Origin of the sequence: Planctopirus limnophila DSM 3776, from assembly GCF_000092105.1 — a bacterium.
Classification (GTDB): Bacteria; Planctomycetota; Planctomycetia; order Planctomycetales; family Planctomycetaceae; genus Planctopirus; species Planctopirus limnophila.
On the sequence record NC_014148.1, the window covers coordinates 2,116,454 to 2,136,220 of the forward strand.

At 52.1% G+C, this 19,767-nt stretch carries 13 protein-coding genes; 4 read left to right on the forward strand and 9 right to left on the reverse strand.

The genetic code is table 11. The features are described 5' to 3' along the window. Positions 1-43 precede the first annotated feature (43 nt). Entirely contained in the window at positions 44-1,465 is a 1,422-nt protein-coding gene (locus tag PLIM_RS08505; RefSeq protein ID WP_013109902.1) for a sigma-54-dependent transcriptional regulator, read from the reverse strand. 279 nt (positions 1,466-1,744) lie between these two features. On the opposite strand from PLIM_RS08505, the gene PLIM_RS08515 reads away from it, so the two are divergent. Both PLIM_RS08515 and PLIM_RS08520 read left to right on the forward strand, forming a co-directional pair. Further along, positions 1,745-3,082 (forward strand): hypothetical protein, encoded by a 1,338-nt coding sequence (locus tag PLIM_RS08515; protein ID WP_013109903.1) that lies wholly within the window; start codon positions 1,745-1,747, stop codon positions 3,080-3,082. 281 nt (positions 3,083-3,363) lie between these two features. Continuing rightward, complete coding sequence (locus tag PLIM_RS08520; protein ID WP_013109904.1) at positions 3,364-4,857, forward strand: hypothetical protein; 1,494 nt, start codon at positions 3,364-3,366, stop codon at positions 4,855-4,857. An 86-nt stretch (positions 4,858-4,943) separates the two neighbouring features. Here PLIM_RS08520 and PLIM_RS08525 read toward each other — a convergent pair whose 3' ends face one another. From PLIM_RS08525 to PLIM_RS08555, 6 genes are all read right to left on the reverse strand, one after another. After that, positions 4,944-5,876 (reverse strand): TIM barrel protein, encoded by a 933-nt coding sequence (locus PLIM_RS08525; protein WP_013109905.1) that lies wholly within the window; start codon positions 5,874-5,876, stop codon positions 4,944-4,946. A 203-nt stretch (positions 5,877-6,079) separates the two neighbouring features. Beyond that, on the reverse strand, positions 6,080-6,637 hold the full coding sequence (locus PLIM_RS08530) for a hypothetical protein (protein ID WP_013109906.1): 558 nt from the start codon (positions 6,635-6,637) through the stop codon (positions 6,080-6,082). Between the two features lie 488 nt (positions 6,638-7,125). Beyond that, entirely contained in the window at positions 7,126-8,097 is a 972-nt protein-coding gene (locus tag PLIM_RS08540) for an aldo/keto reductase (RefSeq protein ID WP_013109907.1), read from the reverse strand. A 66-nt stretch (positions 8,098-8,163) separates the two neighbouring features. Beyond that, a complete protein-coding gene (locus PLIM_RS08545) occupies positions 8,164-8,610 on the reverse strand; it encodes an RbsD/FucU family protein (RefSeq protein WP_013109908.1) in 447 nt (148 codons plus the stop codon). A 108-nt stretch (positions 8,611-8,718) separates the two neighbouring features. Next, positions 8,719-9,234 carry a YaiI/YqxD family protein gene (locus tag PLIM_RS08550; protein WP_013109909.1) on the reverse strand — a complete coding sequence of 172 codons (516 nt, stop codon included), beginning with the start codon at positions 9,232-9,234 and terminating at the stop codon, positions 8,719-8,721. 157 nt (positions 9,235-9,391) lie between these two features. Next, on the reverse strand, positions 9,392-11,011 hold the full coding sequence (locus PLIM_RS08555; RefSeq protein ID WP_390416244.1) for an arylsulfatase: 1,620 nt from the start codon (positions 11,009-11,011) through the stop codon (positions 9,392-9,394). Between the two features lie 388 nt (positions 11,012-11,399). On the opposite strand from PLIM_RS08555, the gene PLIM_RS08560 reads away from it, so the two are divergent. Next, positions 11,400-13,184: an ABC-F family ATP-binding cassette domain-containing protein gene (locus PLIM_RS08560; RefSeq protein ID WP_013109911.1), complete on the forward strand. Its 1,785-nt coding sequence runs from the start codon at positions 11,400-11,402 to the stop codon at positions 13,182-13,184. A 5-nt stretch (positions 13,185-13,189) separates the two neighbouring features. On the opposite strand, the gene nhaA is transcribed toward PLIM_RS08560, so the two are convergent. Next, entirely contained in the window at positions 13,190-14,596 is a 1,407-nt protein-coding gene (nhaA, locus tag PLIM_RS08565) for a Na+/H+ antiporter NhaA (protein ID WP_013109912.1), read from the reverse strand. Positions 14,597-14,795: 199 nt separating this feature from the next. Beyond that, entirely contained in the window at positions 14,796-16,721 is a 1,926-nt protein-coding gene (locus PLIM_RS08570) for an ATP-binding cassette domain-containing protein (protein WP_013109913.1), read from the reverse strand. 357 nt (positions 16,722-17,078) lie between these two features. Here PLIM_RS08570 and PLIM_RS08575 point away from each other — a divergent pair, with 357 nt between their 5' ends. Then, positions 17,079-19,766 carry a hybrid sensor histidine kinase/response regulator gene (locus PLIM_RS08575; RefSeq protein WP_013109914.1) on the forward strand — a complete coding sequence of 896 codons (2,688 nt, stop codon included), beginning with the start codon at positions 17,079-17,081 and terminating at the stop codon, positions 19,764-19,766. Position 19,767: the final 1 nt, after the last annotated feature.

The window sequence follows — 19,767 nt, forward strand, 5'->3', positions numbered from 1 at the left end:
CATCCGTCCTCAGGCCGTCGGAAGAATACTGACTCACGATAGATTACAGCTCATACTCGCGAATCTTGCGATAGAGCGTGCGTTCGCCAATTCCCAATAGATTGGCCGCCTCGTCGCGCTTTCCACCGGTCAATTCCAGCGCCCGGGCAATGTAATACTTTTCGACATCGTTCAACGAACGCCCGATGAGTCCATCATTCCCGGCGGGATTCTGAATGAGATCAACTTCGCTGTGTTCATGATGGCCAGCACCAATCCCTTCCGGAAGATCATCCACATCCAGTTTGCCATCGATGTCGAGCACCATCATCCCTTCCACCACATTGCGCAGCTCACGAATATTCCCTGGCCATGCGTAAGCCATCAATGCCTGTTGAACCTGACGGGTAACGGTGGGAATCGGCCTCTTTTGGCGCTCGGCAAACTGCTTGAGAAAATGATCAATCAGGAACGGGATGTCTGCTCGTCGATCACTGAGTGGTGGCAAGACAATCGTGACGACTGAAAGCCGGAAGTAAAGATCTTTACGGAATGTTCCCTTCTTGATCATGTCCTGCAGATCAGCATTGGTCGCAGCCACGAGCCGGACGTTGATCGGAATCTCGTCGTTCGCACCCAGCCTGGTAATGCGACGCTCTTCGAGGACTCGCAGCAATTTGATTTGTGTGGCCATGGGCATTTCGCCCACTTCATCCAGAAATAATGTGCCACCGTTGGCATACTCGAATTTCCCGATTCGTTTCGTCGCCGCACCGGTGAATGCTCCGGCTTCGTGACCAAACAGTTCGCTCTCGAGAATACTCTCCGGCAGTGCCGAGATATTGAGCGGAACAAAAGGCTTATTCTTGCGTTCGCTGTTCTGATGGATCGCCCGCGCCACGAGTTCTTTGCCAGTCCCGCTTTCTCCCTGAATCAGGACGGTACTATCAGTCGGCGCCACGCTCCTCAACTTTTCGATCAGCCGGTGCATCGAAGGACTGTTGCCAATCACCCCTTCAAAGCCAAACTTTTCATCGAGTCGCCGGCTGAGTTCAAATGTCTTTCTCAGCAGTCGAATCCGCGAACTGGCACGGTCCACCGCTTGCCTCAACTCACTGATATCAAGCGGTTTTGTGAGATAAGTATGTGCCCCGTGCTGTCCCGCTGTCAGTGCCGATTTGATCGAGGCATGTCCGGTCAGCAAAATGACTTCGGCATCCGGCAGTTCAGCCTTTGACCTGCGCAGAATCTCCAGGCCATCCACTTCGTCCATCATCAGTTCAGTGATGATTACATCAAAGTTCTCAACCTCAATCAGGTCGAGTGCCTTTTTTCCGGATTCTGCTCCGGCCGAAGCGACTGTGCAGTCGTAACCCACACGCGTCAGACTGTCAGCCACGGCTTGTGCATGGGCTTCGTCGTTGTCCACAATCAGCACGCGGACACGGACTTCACTCGTTTCTGCAGGCTTGATTTCCTTGGCCATGAGTGACGGATTTTCCTCACACGAAGCATTTTTCAGGCATGTCGTCTCTTGTGATAGGATACCATCTCCTGATCATCCTTGCGATGTATCCGAGCGTCACTTCGAGGCTCGCCGTTCATGAGCAGAATTTTGTCCAACAGTTTCAATTTGAATACGATGACTCAAGTTCAACCGTCGCCGTTACACCAAGTTCGATTTCTTCAAGATTTGATGTTGCAGTTCAAAACCAGTTAAGCCGCTCCTGGCCAATGCACTTAAAAAAGTTCTGGAATTTCAAGCATGCTTAACGCTGATTCTCAAAACCGGGCTGGTCTACAGAATTTTCGGCTCCATCAAACTGTCACCGTCTGGGTGGGACTGGTGGTGGCGGTCTTGGCCTCATTGAGTGTTCTTCAAGCGGTCATGGCGGCTCCCCAAAAGGTATCCGCCGCCAAGCCAGTTGCCAGAGCTATCATGAAACTGGAGCTTGATTACGTCGTCAAAATGGATCGCACCGAATATCCACTCAAACCCGGGGCGATCGTCACCCTTCAGATGAGTAATGGCAAAGTCTACGAGAATCTCGAGATTGCCCAGGTTCAGAATGGCACCAAACCAGATACTTTCAAACAGATTACGTTCAAACCATCGAAGGGTGTTCCTCCCAAAATCGCACCCGTGGCCATGCAGCAATTTCGAATGGAAGACAACGCTTACGATGTCGTGATCGATCCACAAAGCAAAGGTTACCTGCTGATTGATCTGAAGCGACGCGATGACATCGCCGCCGAACGATTGAAAAGCTCGGGACATCGTTTATGGAAGGAACCTTCCAGTGAAGCGGTCGAGAAGGCGAATGCCTTCTATGACGATCTGATGAAGAAAGCACAGTCTGATAATCCGCAAAGCCGCTTCCATAAGGTGGAAACTCAGTACTTCGTGTTTTTTACCGATATGCCCCCAGCCCATGTGGCTGCATATATTGCCAATCTCGACAAAATGTACGACCAGCTTTGTGTCCTCTTCAGTGTGCCACAAGGGACAAACATCTGGCTGGGAAAATGCCCGGTGATCGTCTTTGCCTCGTCAAACGACTTTCGGACATTTGAAGCCCGTCATCTGGATAATCCAGAGACTCAAGGAATCGCTGGGCTGTCTCACCAGTGGAGTGATGGGCGAGTATTAACAGTCTGCGGTCGTGGTGATGACCCCGTCTTCTTTGCTGCCGTTTTAGTGCATGAAACCTCACACGGTTTTCTCCATCGAATTCGCTCAACGAGCCGCATTCCTCCCTGGATGAACGAAGGGATTGCCGATTGGGTGGCGGCTGTCGTCGTTCCACAAAGCGATCATATTGCCAATCGCATGAATGGAGCGATCCCTCAAATCAAAGCCACTGGAACTCTGGATGGACTGCTCAGCTCCAATGGCCGGATTGATGGCTGGCAGTACGGCGTCGCAGCCACCATGACACAGTTTCTCGTCACGACCGATGCCAATGCATATCGCGGGTTAATCACGGCTGTCAAAGAAGGCTTTACCTGGCAACAGGCTCTCGAACTCACCTACGGCATCACTCCGGCACAACTTGTTTCGGCCTACGGGAAGCAACTGGGATTTCCCGCCCTGCAGCCTTAATCAGTTCATACCACCCGGAACACCACCGGCACAATCCGCCGACAATACTCGGCAAAACTTTTCGGCCGATGTTCAAGCGTGAAAATTCCAGCGAAAGTGACCATGTCACTTTGGGTAATTTGTAGCGGGCTCGCGGTGAAGTGAGGAAAGGTTGTAAGTCATCGCTCGTCCGTTCCGATGTCATGATTACTGAGGGATAGGGATCTGTCTTCCGAGAGTGTGATGGAGCACCTTCGTGTGAGATTATGGCCGCCTCAGCCCTTTCACGACGCGATTGATCCATGTCGTTTGCCGGTGCACGCTCCGCAGGTGATCGACGCCGCCGGCGAATGGCTGTCGGCCACGATCACGGTACGGAGAGATCACCAGAAAATGGTGAGTCGATTCCACTGGCCGATCTGCTCCAGAAAACAATGGCCGGAAGATCGCTTAAGCTGATTCCTGGCCTGCCAGTGCGTCTCTGGGTTGTCTGGTTGACGATTTCTCTGGCGACTTTATCAGTCGCTTTTGCCAGTTGGCTGTTGATAGCCCACACCTCGTTGCCAGTTTTCTTTGCCCCAATCACACAGCGACTATTCAGCTCAAGCGACGCTGTGTTTTCGATTGTGCTCGAATCTGCAGGATGGCTGGCCGCTGGTCAGATCTTTTTCCTGATTGGCTGGTGCCGATCTCGCAGTTCGCTCGATTTCAAAGGACGGTACCGGGTCTGGTATTGGGCCGGCGTCTTGTCACTGACCGTTTCACTGTGCAGATTGCTCGATCTTCATAGCGCTATTGCCGAGATGATCCTGCAGACCACTCAATGGAAGTTCTGGAACCCCGTCAACGTTCTTTGGACTTCAGCTGCGTTCTTCACAGGCACACTCCTGGTGCGCAATCTCGATCGTGACATGCGATCCAGCCGGCTCTCTCTCTGGAGTCTCCGAGTCACAGCCGCTCTGATGATGATCTGCGTCTGTATGCGACTGGCGATGGATCGCTCGGCGAGCCTGAACGGGCAGGTCAATGCCAATGCCGAACTGTCTCTGGCAATTCTTCGGCTGTGGACAGCAGGTGCTGTGTTGGTGACTGCCTGGCTGCATCTCAGGCAGGTCGTCTACTTCTCGGCGGATCCTCCAGCTTCTCAAGAGCGTCGAGCGAACCGGATTACACGAGTTCTCAGCGGAATGAAGCTTTTCCGCTGGTGGGGAGTGAAACGCCCTGCGGCTCCAGCAAAGCCAACCCGTGTTCGCAAGAAAGCGGCTGCGTCTGAAGATGCTCCCAAAAAGACCACCCGCAAGAAAGCGACGAAAAAACGGACAACGCGTGCCAGGACAGTCGTTCAAAGTGAAGTGGCTGATGACAGCGAATTGAGCGAAGCCACTTATGACGAAGAGAGCTACGAATCAGGCGATCAATCGACTGACGAATCCGGGGAAGAACCACTCGACCGAGATGCGGAGATCCAGCGTGCGATGGATGAAGAAGATTGGGATCGTCTCGAAGAATTGACGCGTCCCGATCATGCCAACGCATCGAATTCGTCCTCTTCAGGAAAAGATCGCTCAACACGTCACCATCAGTCAGCCAGTTCCTCTCGAAAACAGGTTGAGGAAGAATCTGATGTCAGTGATGAAGCAACTGATTCAGCAGACTCTGGGGAAGAGTCTGCTGACCAGGATTATATGAGGGTTGATGAAGGGCACAAATCCCTCAAAGGGCTGTCCAAGAAACAACGCCGCGACATGAAAAAACGCCAGAAGCATGGTGGCTACGACGACAGCGATGACGAGTAAACGCGATTCATGGGGAATCGAACCTGAGGGCACTCACTTTTGGTTGTGCTTTCCGCGTGGCAATCTCTCTGAACGTGGATCAAAGATCAGACATCGCACAGGTGAATGGCTTCTTTTAGTCCAATCGCTGGATCCATGGTGGGAATGAATTCGTGCCCCACATAGCCCTGGTAGCCCACATCCAGCAAGGCCTGCATGACGGCAGGGTAATTGACTTCCTGATTCACATGCAGTTCACCGCGACCTGGATTACCGGCCGTGTGAATATGGCCCAGCCAATCTTTGTGCTGATGAATCCTCGAGATCAAATCACCATCCATGATTTGAACATGGTAAATATCAAATAACAGCTTCACTCGCGGCGAACCGACCTGTTTGAGAATCTCGACGCAGTAATCGACATGATCCCCCTGATATCCGGGATGTCCTTTCATCGGATGGGTCGATACCCGGCTATTCAGATGCTCGAGGCAAAGCGTGACCTGTTTCTCTTCGGCATAACCGGCGATCTGCTTGTAAGCCTTAACGCAATTCGCCATACCCACGTCATCAGGAATGATGACTCCCTTCGAGTTCGCTCTCATCCCGGTGAATGTGATCACACTGGGGCAGCCAAAGTCCGCCGCTTGATCAATTTTCTTTCTCAGAACTGTCAGACATTCTTCATGATTGGCAGGATCGTTGACCCCTTTGACAAAACCATGGCTCGAAGCAATCGCGCAGCTTAATCCGTGTTCTTTGAGAACAGGCCAGTGCACAGGATCCACCAGTTCCACACTCTGGGCACCCAGTTTTTTCGCCTGACGACAAAACTCGTGAATGTCCTTCCAATAGTCTTTATAGCACCAGTGAACCAGCGAATGGCGAATGTTCCCCTTCAGTGCCGGGCTCGTTGATTCCTGGGCAGAGGCAGCGCTGGTATTGATGGCTGCAGTTCCCGCTAAAGCAGCACCAGCCGCGATTGCTGCGAGACAGTCTGATGTCTGACCGAGCCATTCTCTGCGAGTTGAAGTCGTCATGATCTCTTTCCTGATGTCACTTCAGTCTGAGTTGAGAAAAGGATTATGCCATCTTTTGAGCGGGAAGAAAGTCCGATCAATTCAAACAACCAAAAAGCAAAGAACCCTGTGCAGACAAATATCTGCAAAGGGTTCTCAATGAGTTGCCAGTCATGAAGGAAAAGATACCTGGCGATTACCAGGCCAATCTTCCCCGATATGGACTACTCAAGAATTTTGGAAGCATCTTTGGAGATGGCAGCAATCGTTTCCTCAGTGAGATCCTTGGCGGCGAAGCCCTTGTTGACCTTCACTTTGCCTTCGACCCACATCATGACAGTAACTTCGGCCTGTGGATTGAGCTTGTAGCTCTTGGGACCAGCGGCGCCCTCAAATGTGGTCAATGGAATCTGCTTGATGGAATGCTTGGTCGCCACTTCGGACAGCTTTGCTTCCGCAGAGCTGGGCGAGTCGCTGGTCAGCACCAGGAAGCCAGCCATCTTGGCGTCGCGGTTGGCAGAGACCACACCATCCAGCGCCTTGGTCAGCTTGGCGACGTTTTCATCAACGTCCTTGGTGAAAATAGAGACCACAGGCTGATTGCCAAAGCGGCAGCGATAGCAGAGGTCTTCACCCTTCTGAGGGCCGGTAACATCATGCACATAAAACGCAGGAACTCGCTGGCCTGCGGAAAGTCCGGATTCAATTTCAGCAGCCGTTGAAACCACAACACCTGTCGCAACAGCAGCCAGAACAGCCAAAGACGCAAACAACTTCTTCATTCGGAAACTCCACATTTAACGAGGTGATCAATCAAGCCGATTTTCAGAGAAGAATCAATCCTCAGTGAAAACCAATGCAATTCCTGCATCACAGCTTAGTCATGTACCGGAATTTGATCCAGAACTTTCACGAAAGAACTGGGATCGGACGAAAAATGATGAAATGACGGATTGATCTTCTTATCGAAGCATCCCGCTTAAGGCGGTCTGACTTCGTCACCATGCCAACCGATCAACGAGAAGAAGCAACGAAGGCCGACAGCCCTGTCCGGAAGCCCCTCCAACGCAGAGTGACTTCGCGCCGTCGGCCTTCGCTGCGATCCCCATGATTGAGATAAGCAGGATCTGTGCCAGCGGCGCAATTTGCACCTTTATCAGCGATTTTCCGAGAGTTTTCGCGTTGGTCACTCCGCTAGATTTCCCATACTGACGCGAAAATGAAAATTTGATCGTCAGAATGACAACGCTTTACCTTTTTCCAACAACGCTCAAACGACGAATTCACCATTTTGAAACCGGGAGCCAGCGGGCTCATTGTTTTCAGGTTTTCCCTCGACATGTGCCCAGTTATGAATGGGCTTCAAAATCTTCAAGACTTCCTGAAGCAGCTCTTCATCAATAGGTTCTTCTGCCCACCGGCACCATTCCGAAACTCGGGCCGGGTTCGCGGTCCCGGCAATGCAGGTCGTCATCTCTTCATTTCGAATCGAGAACTGGAGCGCCAGCTTGGCAAGATCACTCCCATGTTCTTTGCAGTAAGCCGCCGCCTGAGCAGCGACTTCCCGAACCTTGGGTGTTGCCTTATGCCAGACAGGCAACGGATCATTGCACAAGAGCCTGGCAGCAAACGGGGCCGCATTCTCGATCCCCACTCCGCGTTCCTTCAAAAACGGAACGAGATCTCCAAAACTTGTGTTCTGCAACGTGTAATGATTGTACGACAGCACCACATCCAGAGGTGTCTGCTTGAGCACGGTGGTGAAGTTCTTCAGTGGGTAGCCGCTGACGCCGATAAACCTCACTTTGCCCGACTTTTGTACTTCCCGCAAAGCCGGGATCGTCTCGTCGATGACCTGCTGGACATCGACAAATTCAATGTCATGGCAGATCATGATGTCGATGTGATCCGTCCCCAGTCGATGCAGACTGACATCCACACTTTCACGCACACGCTTCGCTGAAAAATCGAAATGATTCGAATCGTATCGCCCCAGTTTCGTCTGGAGAATGTACGAGTCGCGCGGAATCTCCCGGAAGAGAATTCCCAGCAGCACTTCCGACATCCCGCGCCCATAAAACGGCGCCGTATCGATGAAGTTCATACCCTCGTCGAGTGCGACCCGAACGGCCTGCATGGCCTCGGAGACATCCACTTTACGAAACTCCTGCCCTAACGATGAGGCTCCAAAGCCGACCACCGGTAGCTTAAGTCCTGTCTTACCCAATTCGCGATACTGCATCTTCGTTCCTGAATCTGGCAGGGATATCTTTGTCGAAACAATTTATGCACGCACAATTCACGCAGCTTATGGCTGACGCACACCGACTTTAAGCAACAGATTCGCCCAGAGTGCCACATCTCCGGTTTGGATCGTCAGGACATGGTCGGTCGATTTCACTTCTTCGTAGAAGTCCCACTTGGAGATCGGTGTCAAAGGAATCGAAAGACCGGCTGCTGCCATCGTGGCAGAAAATTCCTTCCACACCGGGGGATCACCCAATTGTGCATACGGGTCATCGGCAGGGATTCCCATGGTATGCACATGATCGATCGGTATCGCCGAAAGTATGGCTTCGAGCACCTGATTTACCGTCACCAGCCCTGGCGATAGATTCAACGAAATCAGCGTCCCATTGGGCCCCATGGTTGTTGAAGCGGGGTAGTTGCCATCCGCAATCAGGATGCGGGCATGATGCCCAGCCCGTCCCAGGACAGCGAGAATATCAGGATGAATCAGTTTGGATTTGAGCATTTGGATATGTTTCGTCTGGAGAGCAGGTTCAAGCGACTCAATCTCGTTGATCAAAACATAATGATCTTTGCCTCGCGATGAAAGCTGGCGATCTCTTCCACAACCAACTCACCCACCGGGCGAGTCATCAGTGGTGATTTCTGGAGGAGAAACCGGTGGATTGGTCGCCAGCCTTCTCAATTCCCGAGTCAAAAGCTGGTCAAGGGCCTGAGCAAACCGCTGCTTGTCTTTCACACCATAAGGTGCCGGCCCACCTGTCAATAATCCCGCTTCGCGCAGTTGATCGTTCAAATCGCGCGCAGCCCGGCGTTCGCCAATCGTTTCCTGTGTACAGAGATAGCCATGAAAGTCGATGACGAACACGCCTTGAGGAATCAGGTCAGACATCAGCGGCACATCACTGGTGATTGCCAGATCGCCTCGATTGGATTGAGCGACAATGTATCGATCAGCGACATCGGGCCCACCGGGAACAATCTGCAGTTTGACAAATCGATTTCCAGTTGGAACCCACATGCCAGAATTCGCCACCACAGTGGTTTCCAGCTGGAGTCGAGTGGCTGCCCGGAAGACGAGTTCTTTCACTTCCCGCGGACTGGCATCCCCATCGATCCAGATCTTCATACACGATCCTTATGGCTATACCTCAATCTCAGTGTCGTCGGCGATAAGACGTCGACTCCTGAGACTCCATGATTGCCAGACGTTCAAAAAAACCAGAAAGGCAAAAGGCCATTGCCTTTGCCTCTCTGGAATTCGGTCAAGGTCAAACTTTGGGATATCAGTTGCCTGTGGGCAAAGGAATTCGAATGCCTTCTTTTTCGAGCAGTTCGCGAACATGTTTCAGTCGCTCAAATTCAGGAATCGTAATGGGGCCTGTATAGGCCTCGCTTTGCATTTTTCGAGGTGGATAGGTGAGATAAGTTTTCATCAGATCCTTGATGGCCACATTGAACGACACCAGAATCCATGTACGTTCTGTGTAGTTATTCATAAAAATATCGTAGCGTTCTTGAGGATCCTGCCAGAGGTCAAATACCTGTGGAACTGTGGCAACATATTTTTCGGGCCCTTTCCAGCCCAGGTTTGAATCAACACTCAGTCCTCCCGTTGGTTGGCCATCATCTCCCCTCAGGTTGAATACGACCTTATAGTTCCCAATTCGAATAGCGCCGGGGCTCAGTTCCGTTTCGGTGAAGTAGAACCACGAGTTTCTTGGACATTTACCACTCCCAGTGAGGACCGGAGTCAGGTCATAGCTATCAAAAATCATAGGTTGGCCTTCACGATCTTTCGTTGGTAGCTGTACCCCGGCAACTGAGGCAAATGTCGCCATCAAGTCCAGACCACCCACGATATCGTGATTTCGTACTGCAGGCTTAATTTTTCCAGGCCAGACGGCAATCGCAGGCACACGATTCCCACCCTCGCGAACAGTCCCCTTGGTTCCGCGAAATGGTGTGTACCCGGCATCAGGGTAGACATCCTGCCAGGCGCCGTTATCAGTCGTGTAGAAAATCAACGTATTCTGATCGAGCTTTAATTCTTTCAACTTATCGACCACACGGCCAATGCGCGTATCGAGCTCAACAACAGAATCGGCATACTTCGACTTCGAAGGTGACTTATGCACAAACTCCGGTGCTGGAAGATTCGGCTGATGCACCTTCATGAAGTTGATATGTGCAAAGAAGGGCTGATTGGGAGTTTTGGCGGCATCTTCCAGAAAACTGATGCCCGACTGCTCAATGTACTGATCCAGAAATGGAATCCCGACGACGCCTTTGTCCGGCGTGTTGACATACTGGCCATTGACCTTCCAGTCTTCGCGAGCTTTTTCGCCAGCATTCCCTGAAAGCGAACCTTTGGTGATCTTTCCGAAGAGTTCCCTCAGCGATGGATCCATATCCGGGAACCAGGTGGGATCACCATAGGTGTAGGCATTGCAATGGTAAAGAAAGCAATGCTTCATCACGTCATAGCCATGAGCATTCGGCAGAGCGTAATCGGCTTCCCCCAGATGCCATTTGCCCGTGAAGTATGTTTTGTAGCCACCCTGTTTGAGTACAGAACCCAGCGTCCACTCGGCTTTAGGAAGTCCGCCACCTTCACCCTGAAAAGCCACTGTCGTCATTCCACTCCGATTAGGAATGCGACCTGTAACAATGGCCGCACGCCCTGGCGTGCAACTGGGCTGAGCATAAAACGAGAAAAAGGTCATACCATTTGCTGCCAGCCGATCGATATTCGGTGTTGGCATCCCGCGGCCTTCTCCTCCCCCATAAGGCCCGAGATCGCCATATCCCGTATCGTCCGAAATGATCAGCAGAATATTGGGCTTGTCCGCCGCCATCGCCATTCCAGACAGCATCCATCCCAGGGCCAACGTCAGCAGGCTCATGTGAAGTTGTTTCATCGTGCAAAGACTTTCCATGAAAAGGTTCGAGATTCCATGCAGCAGGTCTCGCTGGTTAACGATTTGCTGGACATGGCCCTGGCCAGAGGACCGTGCTGCGAACCGGTCGTTACCGGCAAGCAGGCCCTGCAAACACATTTCTGCACGCTACAAAGCCTCTGAGCGCTTGGCAAGCAGTTGGCCTGTGAACATATTTTCATAACAGATTCACTTTTCCCCTCGACTTTCACTTAAAAAACAACTCTCGATGCTTGGCACTTCACTGCTCTCACCTCGAACTCTCCACGGCAAGCCAGAGAGCCGCTATACTCTGATTTCGATCATTCACCGATCACGAAAGAGTTTGTCATTTACACTAAGGGTACCGGGCGTTATGGCACTGCTGCAGATTCGAGATGCCTGCAAAAGTTATGGTTCGCAGATTCTGCTCGACCATGCCGAAGCCACCATTTCTGAAGATGTCAAAGTCGGCTTTGTCGGCCGCAACGGCGCTGGCAAAAGTACCTTGCTGCGAGTTCTCCTGGGGGAAGAAGAACTCGACAGTGGCACCGTCTCGCGCCATCCGAATCTCCGGCTCGGCTACTTGCGCCAGCATGATGATTTTCGCCCCAACGAGTCGGCACTCGAATTTCTCATGCGAGATAGTGGCCAGCCCGATTGGAAGTGCGGCGAAGTGGCCGGCCAGTTCGAACTCAAAGGGAGCTACCTCGACGGCCCAATTTCCAAACTTTCCGGCGGTTGGCAAACCCGCGTCAAACTGGCGGCACTTTTACTGCACGAACCCAATCTGCTGCTCCTGGACGAACCCACCAACTTTCTCGATCTGCGTACGCAGATTCTGCTCGAACATTTTTTGAGAGGTTACAACGAAGCCTGTCTGATTGTTTCCCATGATCGCGCCTTTCTGGGTGCCACCTGTACTCAGACTCTGGCACTCGCCCGCGGCAAGTTGACGATGTTCCCCGGCAAGATCGATGCCTATCTCGATTACGAGCGGGAACAGCGCGAGATCATAGAGCGCTCGAATGCCTCTGTCCTTGCCAAGCGTAAACATCTCGAAGAGTTTATCGCTAAGAACAAAGCCCGCGCGAGTACAGCCACCCAGGCTCGTTCAAAAACCAAACAGCTCGAACGTCTTGAATTGCAGGATGTTGAAGCCGACGAGGCCACTGCTTGTATTCGCGCACCCATGATCGAACCTCGGCAAGGCCCGGCTGTCCGCTGCAAAGAAATGGCGATTGGCTACGCCGAAAGAAAAATTGCCGAGGATATCACCCTCGAAATCGATCACGGCTCGCGTGCTGCCATTGTGGGTGACAATGGTCAGGGGAAAACCACCTTTTTGCGAACGATTGTCAATTCGCTCAAGCCACTGGCTGGCGAACTCCGCTGGGGACACGGCTGCCAGGTCGGTGTCTATGCGCAACACGTCTATTCCACTTTACCACCAGAAAAGACTGTCATTCAGTATCTGGAAGAAACCGCAGCGCCTCTCACACGTACGCAAACAGTTCTGGATATTGCCGGCGCGTTTCTGTTCCGTGGTGCCCATGTCGAAAAGAAAATCAGTGTGCTTTCGGGTGGTGAGCGCGCGCGGCTCTGTCTCGCGGGCATGCTGCTCAGTCAATACAACGTCATGGTGCTTGACGAACCGGGTAACCACCTCGATGTGGAGACCGTGGAAGCCTTGGCAGATGCTTTGGTGAACTACAAAGGGACCGTGATTTTCACCACACACGACCGCCACTTCATGAAGCGTGTCGCCACCTGTGTGATCGAAGTCAAAGATGGTCGAGTCACCAATTACAATGGCGATTACGACGCTTATGTTTACGCCGTCAATAAAGAAATCGACGACGGAGAGCGTGAGGCCAATGCCGGAAAAATGGCCAAAGCACCAGCGGCAGTCCTCGCCCCGAAAGCCGTGAAACCCAAAGGTAAAGACGACCGCGCCCTGCGAAAAGAACTTCAGACCTGCGAGCGAAACATTGCCAAACTCGATGAGCAGAAGAAATCACTCACTCAATCACTCTCAAACGAAGCTGACGCCAAAAAGGCCTTAGAGCTCCACAATCAGCTCGAAGACATCACCAGCCAGTTGACTCAGGCTGAAGAACGCTGGTGTGAGATTCAGGAAGAGCTGGGCGAAGGCTGGTAGGCCGATCAATTCTGTCCTTCATCCGCAGTCGCTGGTAAAGCCTTGCTGATCAGCACGATACCGAGAATTGCCGAGACGGTTGAACCCATCAACGTCCCCAGCTTCCCTGCGGATATAAGACTTTCTGGAAGTGCGAGCGATCCCAGGAATAGTGACATCGTAAAGCCAATCCCCGCGAGACATGCCCCACCCAGATACAGCTTCCAGTTCACACCGTCGGGGAGTTTGGCCAGACCAACCAGTACTGCCAGAAACGACAGCCCGAAAATCCCGACGGGTTTTCCAACAGCTAACCCCAAAGCCACACAAAGAGAAACCGGTTCAAAAGCTTTACTGAAATCCAAAGGGACACCGGCATTCGCCAGGGCAAACAGGGGCATGATCAGAAATGCCACCCACGGGTGGAGCGCATGCTCAAGTCGATACAGTGGTGCAATGCTTTCTCGCGTGGCGAATTCGGCTTCTGCCAGATCATCGTGCATGGTTTTATGCAGGGGAATTGGCTTTCCAGGTTTCGGGGATTCCTGATCAGAATCGGACTGAAACTTTTTCAATTCATCCGTCAGTCGCTTCAGAACAGCAGTCAACGTCTCATACGGCACCCAGGCTTTTGACGGGGTCATCAGACCGAGGATCACACCGGCAATCGTGGGATGGACGCCCGATTTCAACACCGCCAGCCACGTCACACCACCCACAACGACATACAGCCAGACATTCCGCACGCCGACTCGATTCATCAGGAAAGTAAGTGTGATCCCCACGGCGGCGACAAACAGTCCCACGAGGGCCAGTTTTTCGGTGAAGAGGACAGCAATCAATATGACGGCCCCCAGGTCGTCCACAATGGCCAGCGAGAGCAGCAGAATTTTCAGACCAATGGGGACTCGATTTCCAAAGAGCGAGAGCATGCCGACCACAAAGGCGATATCAGTCGCCATCGGAATGGTCCAGCCCTTCATTGCTTCTGGCGGAACGCGAAAAACCTGACTAGCTCCCAGAAAGACGAGGGCAGGGACGATCATCCCGCCAATCGCTGCAATAATCGGGAGTGCTGCCTTGCGAAGATCACTCAACTCTCCTGAAACGATCTCCCGCTTGATCTCTAAACCGACAACGAAAAAGAAGATCGTCATCAGGCCATCATTGATGACATGGAGAAAATCCTTCTTCAGAACAAAATCACCAAAGCCAATGAAACAGGATGTTTCCCAGATATGCAGAAATTGCTCACTCCAGGGAGAATTGGCTGCAATCAGCGCGAAGGCCGTAGCGGCTACCAGGAGCAGGCCACTTGTCGCCTGGAGCTTCAAGAATCGTCTGACGGGCGATAACCAGCCCGCAATCTGGCTGGCAGGTAACAAACGATCTGCCGCTTGCTCGGACACAGGACGATCACCTGGGTTTGCCATCGATGAAGGATTCCTTGAGTCGGAAGTGAAGACATACGCCGAAGGTCAACTCGTCTCACCAGGTTGAGTATCAATTCTCAACATGGTGATGCGAGAGGTACCACAGCGGCGCCTCGGAGAAAACCTCAACCACCCGCGAAAAGACCTCGCATGCAAAGATCCGCAGCTATCAATCCCTGATGGCCACACAACTGACGACCTAAATTGACCCGCCGCGTTTGGCCTCAAGTTCTTCCCAGCGGGCGTAAGCGGTCTGTAGTTCTTGATGCAGTCGATTTAACCTCTCCGTGACAGTCGCCACATCCTGAGGAGACTGCTTGAAGAACTCAGGTTGCCCCATGCGGGTTTCGAGATTTGCCTGCTCCAACTCGAGCGATTCAATCCTGGCAGGAAGCTCAATCAGTTCTTTGTCTTCCTTAAAGCTCAGAGATTTTCCCTTTTTGGCTGCCGGTTGATTGGCGACAGGTGCTGCCTGAGCCACAACAGGTGTGTTCTGCCGAACAGACTTCTGGGCCAGCCAGTCATCATACCCGCCGACATACTCATTGACGGAACCCTCGCCCTCAAAGACGAGAGTCTGCGTGACCACATTGTTGATGAACTGCCGGTCATGACTGACAAGCAGCACTGTTCCGGGATACTCGACCAGCAAGTCTTCCAGCAATTCGAGAGTTTCGGCATCGAGATCGTTGGTCGGTTCGTCGAGAACCAGCAGGTTCGATGGCTTCGAGAACAATCGGGCTAACAATAAACGATTGCGCTCACCTCCCGAGAGATACTTCACCAGCGTCCTGGATCTTTCCGGGGAGAAGAGAAAATCCTCCAGGTACCCAATGACATGTCTCCGGCGGCCATTGATCTCAATCATGTCCGCCCCGGGCGACACATTCTCCTGCACAGAAAGATCATCATTGAGCTGTGCCCTCAACTGGTCGAAATAAGCAATCTCCAACCGGGTACCCAGTTTGATTTTGCCTGATTGAGGTGTGAGTTCACCCAATAGAATTCGCAAAAGTGTCGTCTTGCCACAACCATTGGGCCCGAGAATCCCAATCTTGTCGCCACGGGTGATGAGTGTTGACACATCTCTCAGTATGGTTCGCCCGCCAACTTCGTAATTCACCTTTTCAGCTAAGGCCACCACAGTGCCGGATCGCTCAGCCTCCTGGTGAAGCTCAACTTTGACATTGCCCACTTTGGCCCGGCGGGCCGCCCGCTCTTTGCGCATCTCCATCAGTGCCTTGACGCGCCCTTGATTCCTGACGTTACGAGCTTTGACACCTTTACGAATCCAGACCTCTTCTTGAGCCAATTTCTTGTCGAAAAGAGCTTGTTCATGTTCCTCGGCAGCCAGGGCGGCTTCTTTTCGCTGCAGAAATGTCTGATAATCACATGTCCAGTCGAACAGACGGGCGCGGTCAATCTCGATGATCCTCGTAGCCAGTCGCTGCAGAAACATGCGGTCGTGTGTCACGAAGATCAACGTTCCTGAGAATCGGAGCAGAAATTCTTCGAGCCAGCGAATCGCTTCAATATCCAGGTGGTTGGTGGGTTCATCGAGCAGGAGCACATCGGGTTCGATCACCAGCGATTTAGCCAGCAGTACCCGGCGTTTCATCCCCGAAGAAAGGCTGTCAAAGAGCCGATCATGCGGTAGTTCCATTCGTTCGATAATCTGCTCGACCTGATGCTCCCATTCCCAGGCATAGGCAGGATCGAGCGTGGCAGATAACTCTTCCATGCGCCTGATTTCATCGGCTGTTCGCGGATTTGCCCCAGTATTCTGGCTCAATTGATTCTGGCTCAATTGGTGCAACCAGTACTGAGCCGCGACAGCTTCCCCATGAGAGCCTAAGCCACGGGCCACTTCATCAAAGACTGTCCCCACCACGCCTCGCGGAACATCCTGAATCTGCCGGGCGAGTTTGATACCTGATTGAACCTCAACGAGGCCCGTATCGGGCTTCAACTCACTGAGCATCAACTTCATCAGGGTCGATTTACCGGTACCATTTCGACCCACCAGACAGACTCGTTCGCCCAGCTCCACCTGAACTGTCGCGTTCTCAATCAGTGGCTTTCCACCATAACTGAAACTCAGCTCTTTCAATCCCAAAACAGCCATCCGGCAAATGCCTTTCAAGTGCGATTGAATTTCAATAACGCCTGTTTGCTTCCTGAGAAGCTAACAGGTAGGAGGGAAAATCACATTCTCATCGAAATCCCACAGGAAATCCCTCAAATATGGATAACTACCGATAGAGATTCTTCAATCAAGATTGTGTTATATGATGCTCGCGCGAAGTTTTCTCAGTCTAGTTTTTATCGCGAAATTATTCGCTTTACACTTTCATGTGTCACAAAGTCCGACAAAATGTCTGTAACGCCGACAAGCTTTAACACCAATTCCCATCCGATGCGATAGGTTTGGTGTCCTTCGCCTGTGGACATTCCAAATAAGTGTTTTTCAAGGGTTTGAACCATGCATATCGCAGAGCATAGGTCATCCCTCGATTTTCTTGCTGACTACAAGAGCTTCCTGGAAACAGTCCCGGCCGGTGCTGAACTGCTTGATGCCGATGGCCGTGTGATTTACGCCAACGCCGAGTATTTTCGAATATTTGGCTGTCCACCTCGTCGCTCGGAAGGTTCACCCTGGCTGCAGCGCTTCCAAAACCACAATTTGATGGAGGCCACACGCCAATGGGAAGGTGTTCAACACGATGAAGAGATTGAAGGCGAGCAAACCGAACAAACTTATGACGGCTCGCGAGTCTTCATTCGTTATCGTTTTTGCCAACTGCACAGGGTGAATGGCGATTCCACACTCAGGCTTTTTGTACGGTATTCTCAGCAAGTCCCCGCGGTCAGTTCCTGCGAACCCCCGGCATGCTCCACTGGATCGCCTTGTATTCCTTTGATCGAACAACTGCCCATTATTGCCTGGGCAGCCGATGCCAGGAACAACTGCACCTACGTCAATACCTTCTGGCATCAATTTACTGGTGCTGCTCATCATGAGCATCTCGGGCAAGGTTGGCTGAATTTCATCCACCCAGAGGATCTGGAGAGAATTCGTTCAGCAGATGAAAATCAGGCCACTTCCGATCTGCAATACCGCATTCGCAGGAAGGATGGCGAGTATCGCTGGTTTCTCGAATTCAGCAAGCCCTGCGTGAACCAGGATGGCCAGATTGATGGCTACACAGGGATCTGTATCGATACCACTGAGAGTCTTCGTGAATCGCGTGTTTCTGTCGAGCGAAAAAAGCAATTGCGTGCCATGGTCGAGCACGCTCCGGGAGTCGCTATTCAATGGTTTGATCGAGAAGGGCGGATTCAACTCTGGAATGCCGCTTCGACCCAGATGTTTGGTTTTACTGCCGAAGAAGCCATCGGAAAAACTTACGACGAACTCATTCACACTCCCGCAGAGTTTGCCTGCTTGCTCAAGACTCTGGATGAGATAGTACAAACGGGCCAGTCGATTGGTCCGAATGAGTATCAATTTCATCGAAAAGACGGCTCCACTGGAACTTGCCTCTCGACACTCTTTTGTATTCCCTCCCATGACGAACAGCCTTTGTTCTGCTGCATGGATATCGACATTACCGAGCGCATCCAGACGGAAAATGCACTCCGGGAAAGTGAAGCCAAGTTCCGCACCCTAGCCAAAAATTTCCCGGATGCGATCTTCATTCTCGACCCCGATGAATCTCAATTGCCACTCAAGATTGCCTTCGCGAATGACGCAGTCCGCACGATTCATGGCTACCAACCCGAAGAACTCATTGGCCAATCGCTGGCTAAAAAAATTGACGACGCACCCACAGCCGATCAGGTCCCCGAGAGAATTTCCCGCCTTAGAAAAGGCGAAGTGCTTCGATTCGATGCGACACATATCCATCGGGATGGTCACACCATCCCCATGAGTGTGACCGCCTGCATGATTTCCTGGGATGGCAAAACGATGCTGCTGGGAATCAACCGGGATATGTCTTTGCAAAAGGCTGCCGAAGAAGCGCAGCGCGAAAGTGAAGCTCGTTTCCGATCGGCGTTTTATTCTTCTGCCACAGGGATGGCGATTGTCTCCCTTAAAGGAGAATTCCTGGATGCGAATACTGCTCTTTGCAGCATGCTGGGGTACTCACTTGAAGAATTGACCTCGACAAGTTTCCCGGCCATTACGCACCCGACAGAAGTTGATCGCGATATCCATGCGATGAAACGTCTGATTCGTGGAGAAATTCCTTTTTACACGACGGAAAAGCGATATCGCCGCCAAGACGGCAGCTACGTCCCGATTTATATCTCAGCAGCTCTGGTCCGTAACAGCCACGGAGATCCCGCCTATTTTGTCTCACAAATGCTCGACCTCTCTGAGAAAAAACGGCTTGAGCAGGAATTGATCCAGAACCAGCGTCTCTCGGTGATGAAGCAAATGGCCAGCGGGCTCTCTCACGATTTCAATAACCTCATTTCTGTCATCCTCGGTTATTGCGAGACACTTCTGATCAGACCAGACACCACCGATCAGCAGCGAAGTCTGATTTTACCGATCCGTGAAGCAGGGCATCATGCTTCGCGGATGATCAGGCAACTCATCGCGTTCAGCCGCAAACAGCCCGTGGCCTTCGAACGGATCAATTTGAATTCCATCATTCGCAGTATGGAAATGATGGTTCGTGGCATCCTGCGACAGAACTTTGTGCTGGATCTTCGTTTGGCCGAACTCCTCCCCAACATCATGGCAGATCCCGTGCAGATCGATCAGATTCTGGTGAATCTGGCCATCAATGCCCGCGATGCCATGCCGGAAGGAGGAACATTCGCAATCAAAACCGAGTGGGTCTCGTCACATGCCGACCACCCACAATCGATACGCACCACGGAAACAGTCGTGCAGGCGAATGATCTTGTCCGCATCACTGTCAGCGATACGGGAACCGGTATCCCGAAAGATCTCATCCCGCGCATTTTCGAACCGTTCTTTACGACAAAAGGCGAGGGACAAGGCCATGGACTGGGTCTCTCCGTCGTTCACGGAATCGTCAATCAGGCCGGTGGCACCATTCGCGTCTTCAGCGAGCCAGGAAAGGGGACCACGTTCGAAATCGACCTTCCCGCCTGTGTCGGGCCCATCTCCCCGGATCGTCCCGAAGCTCCCTGAA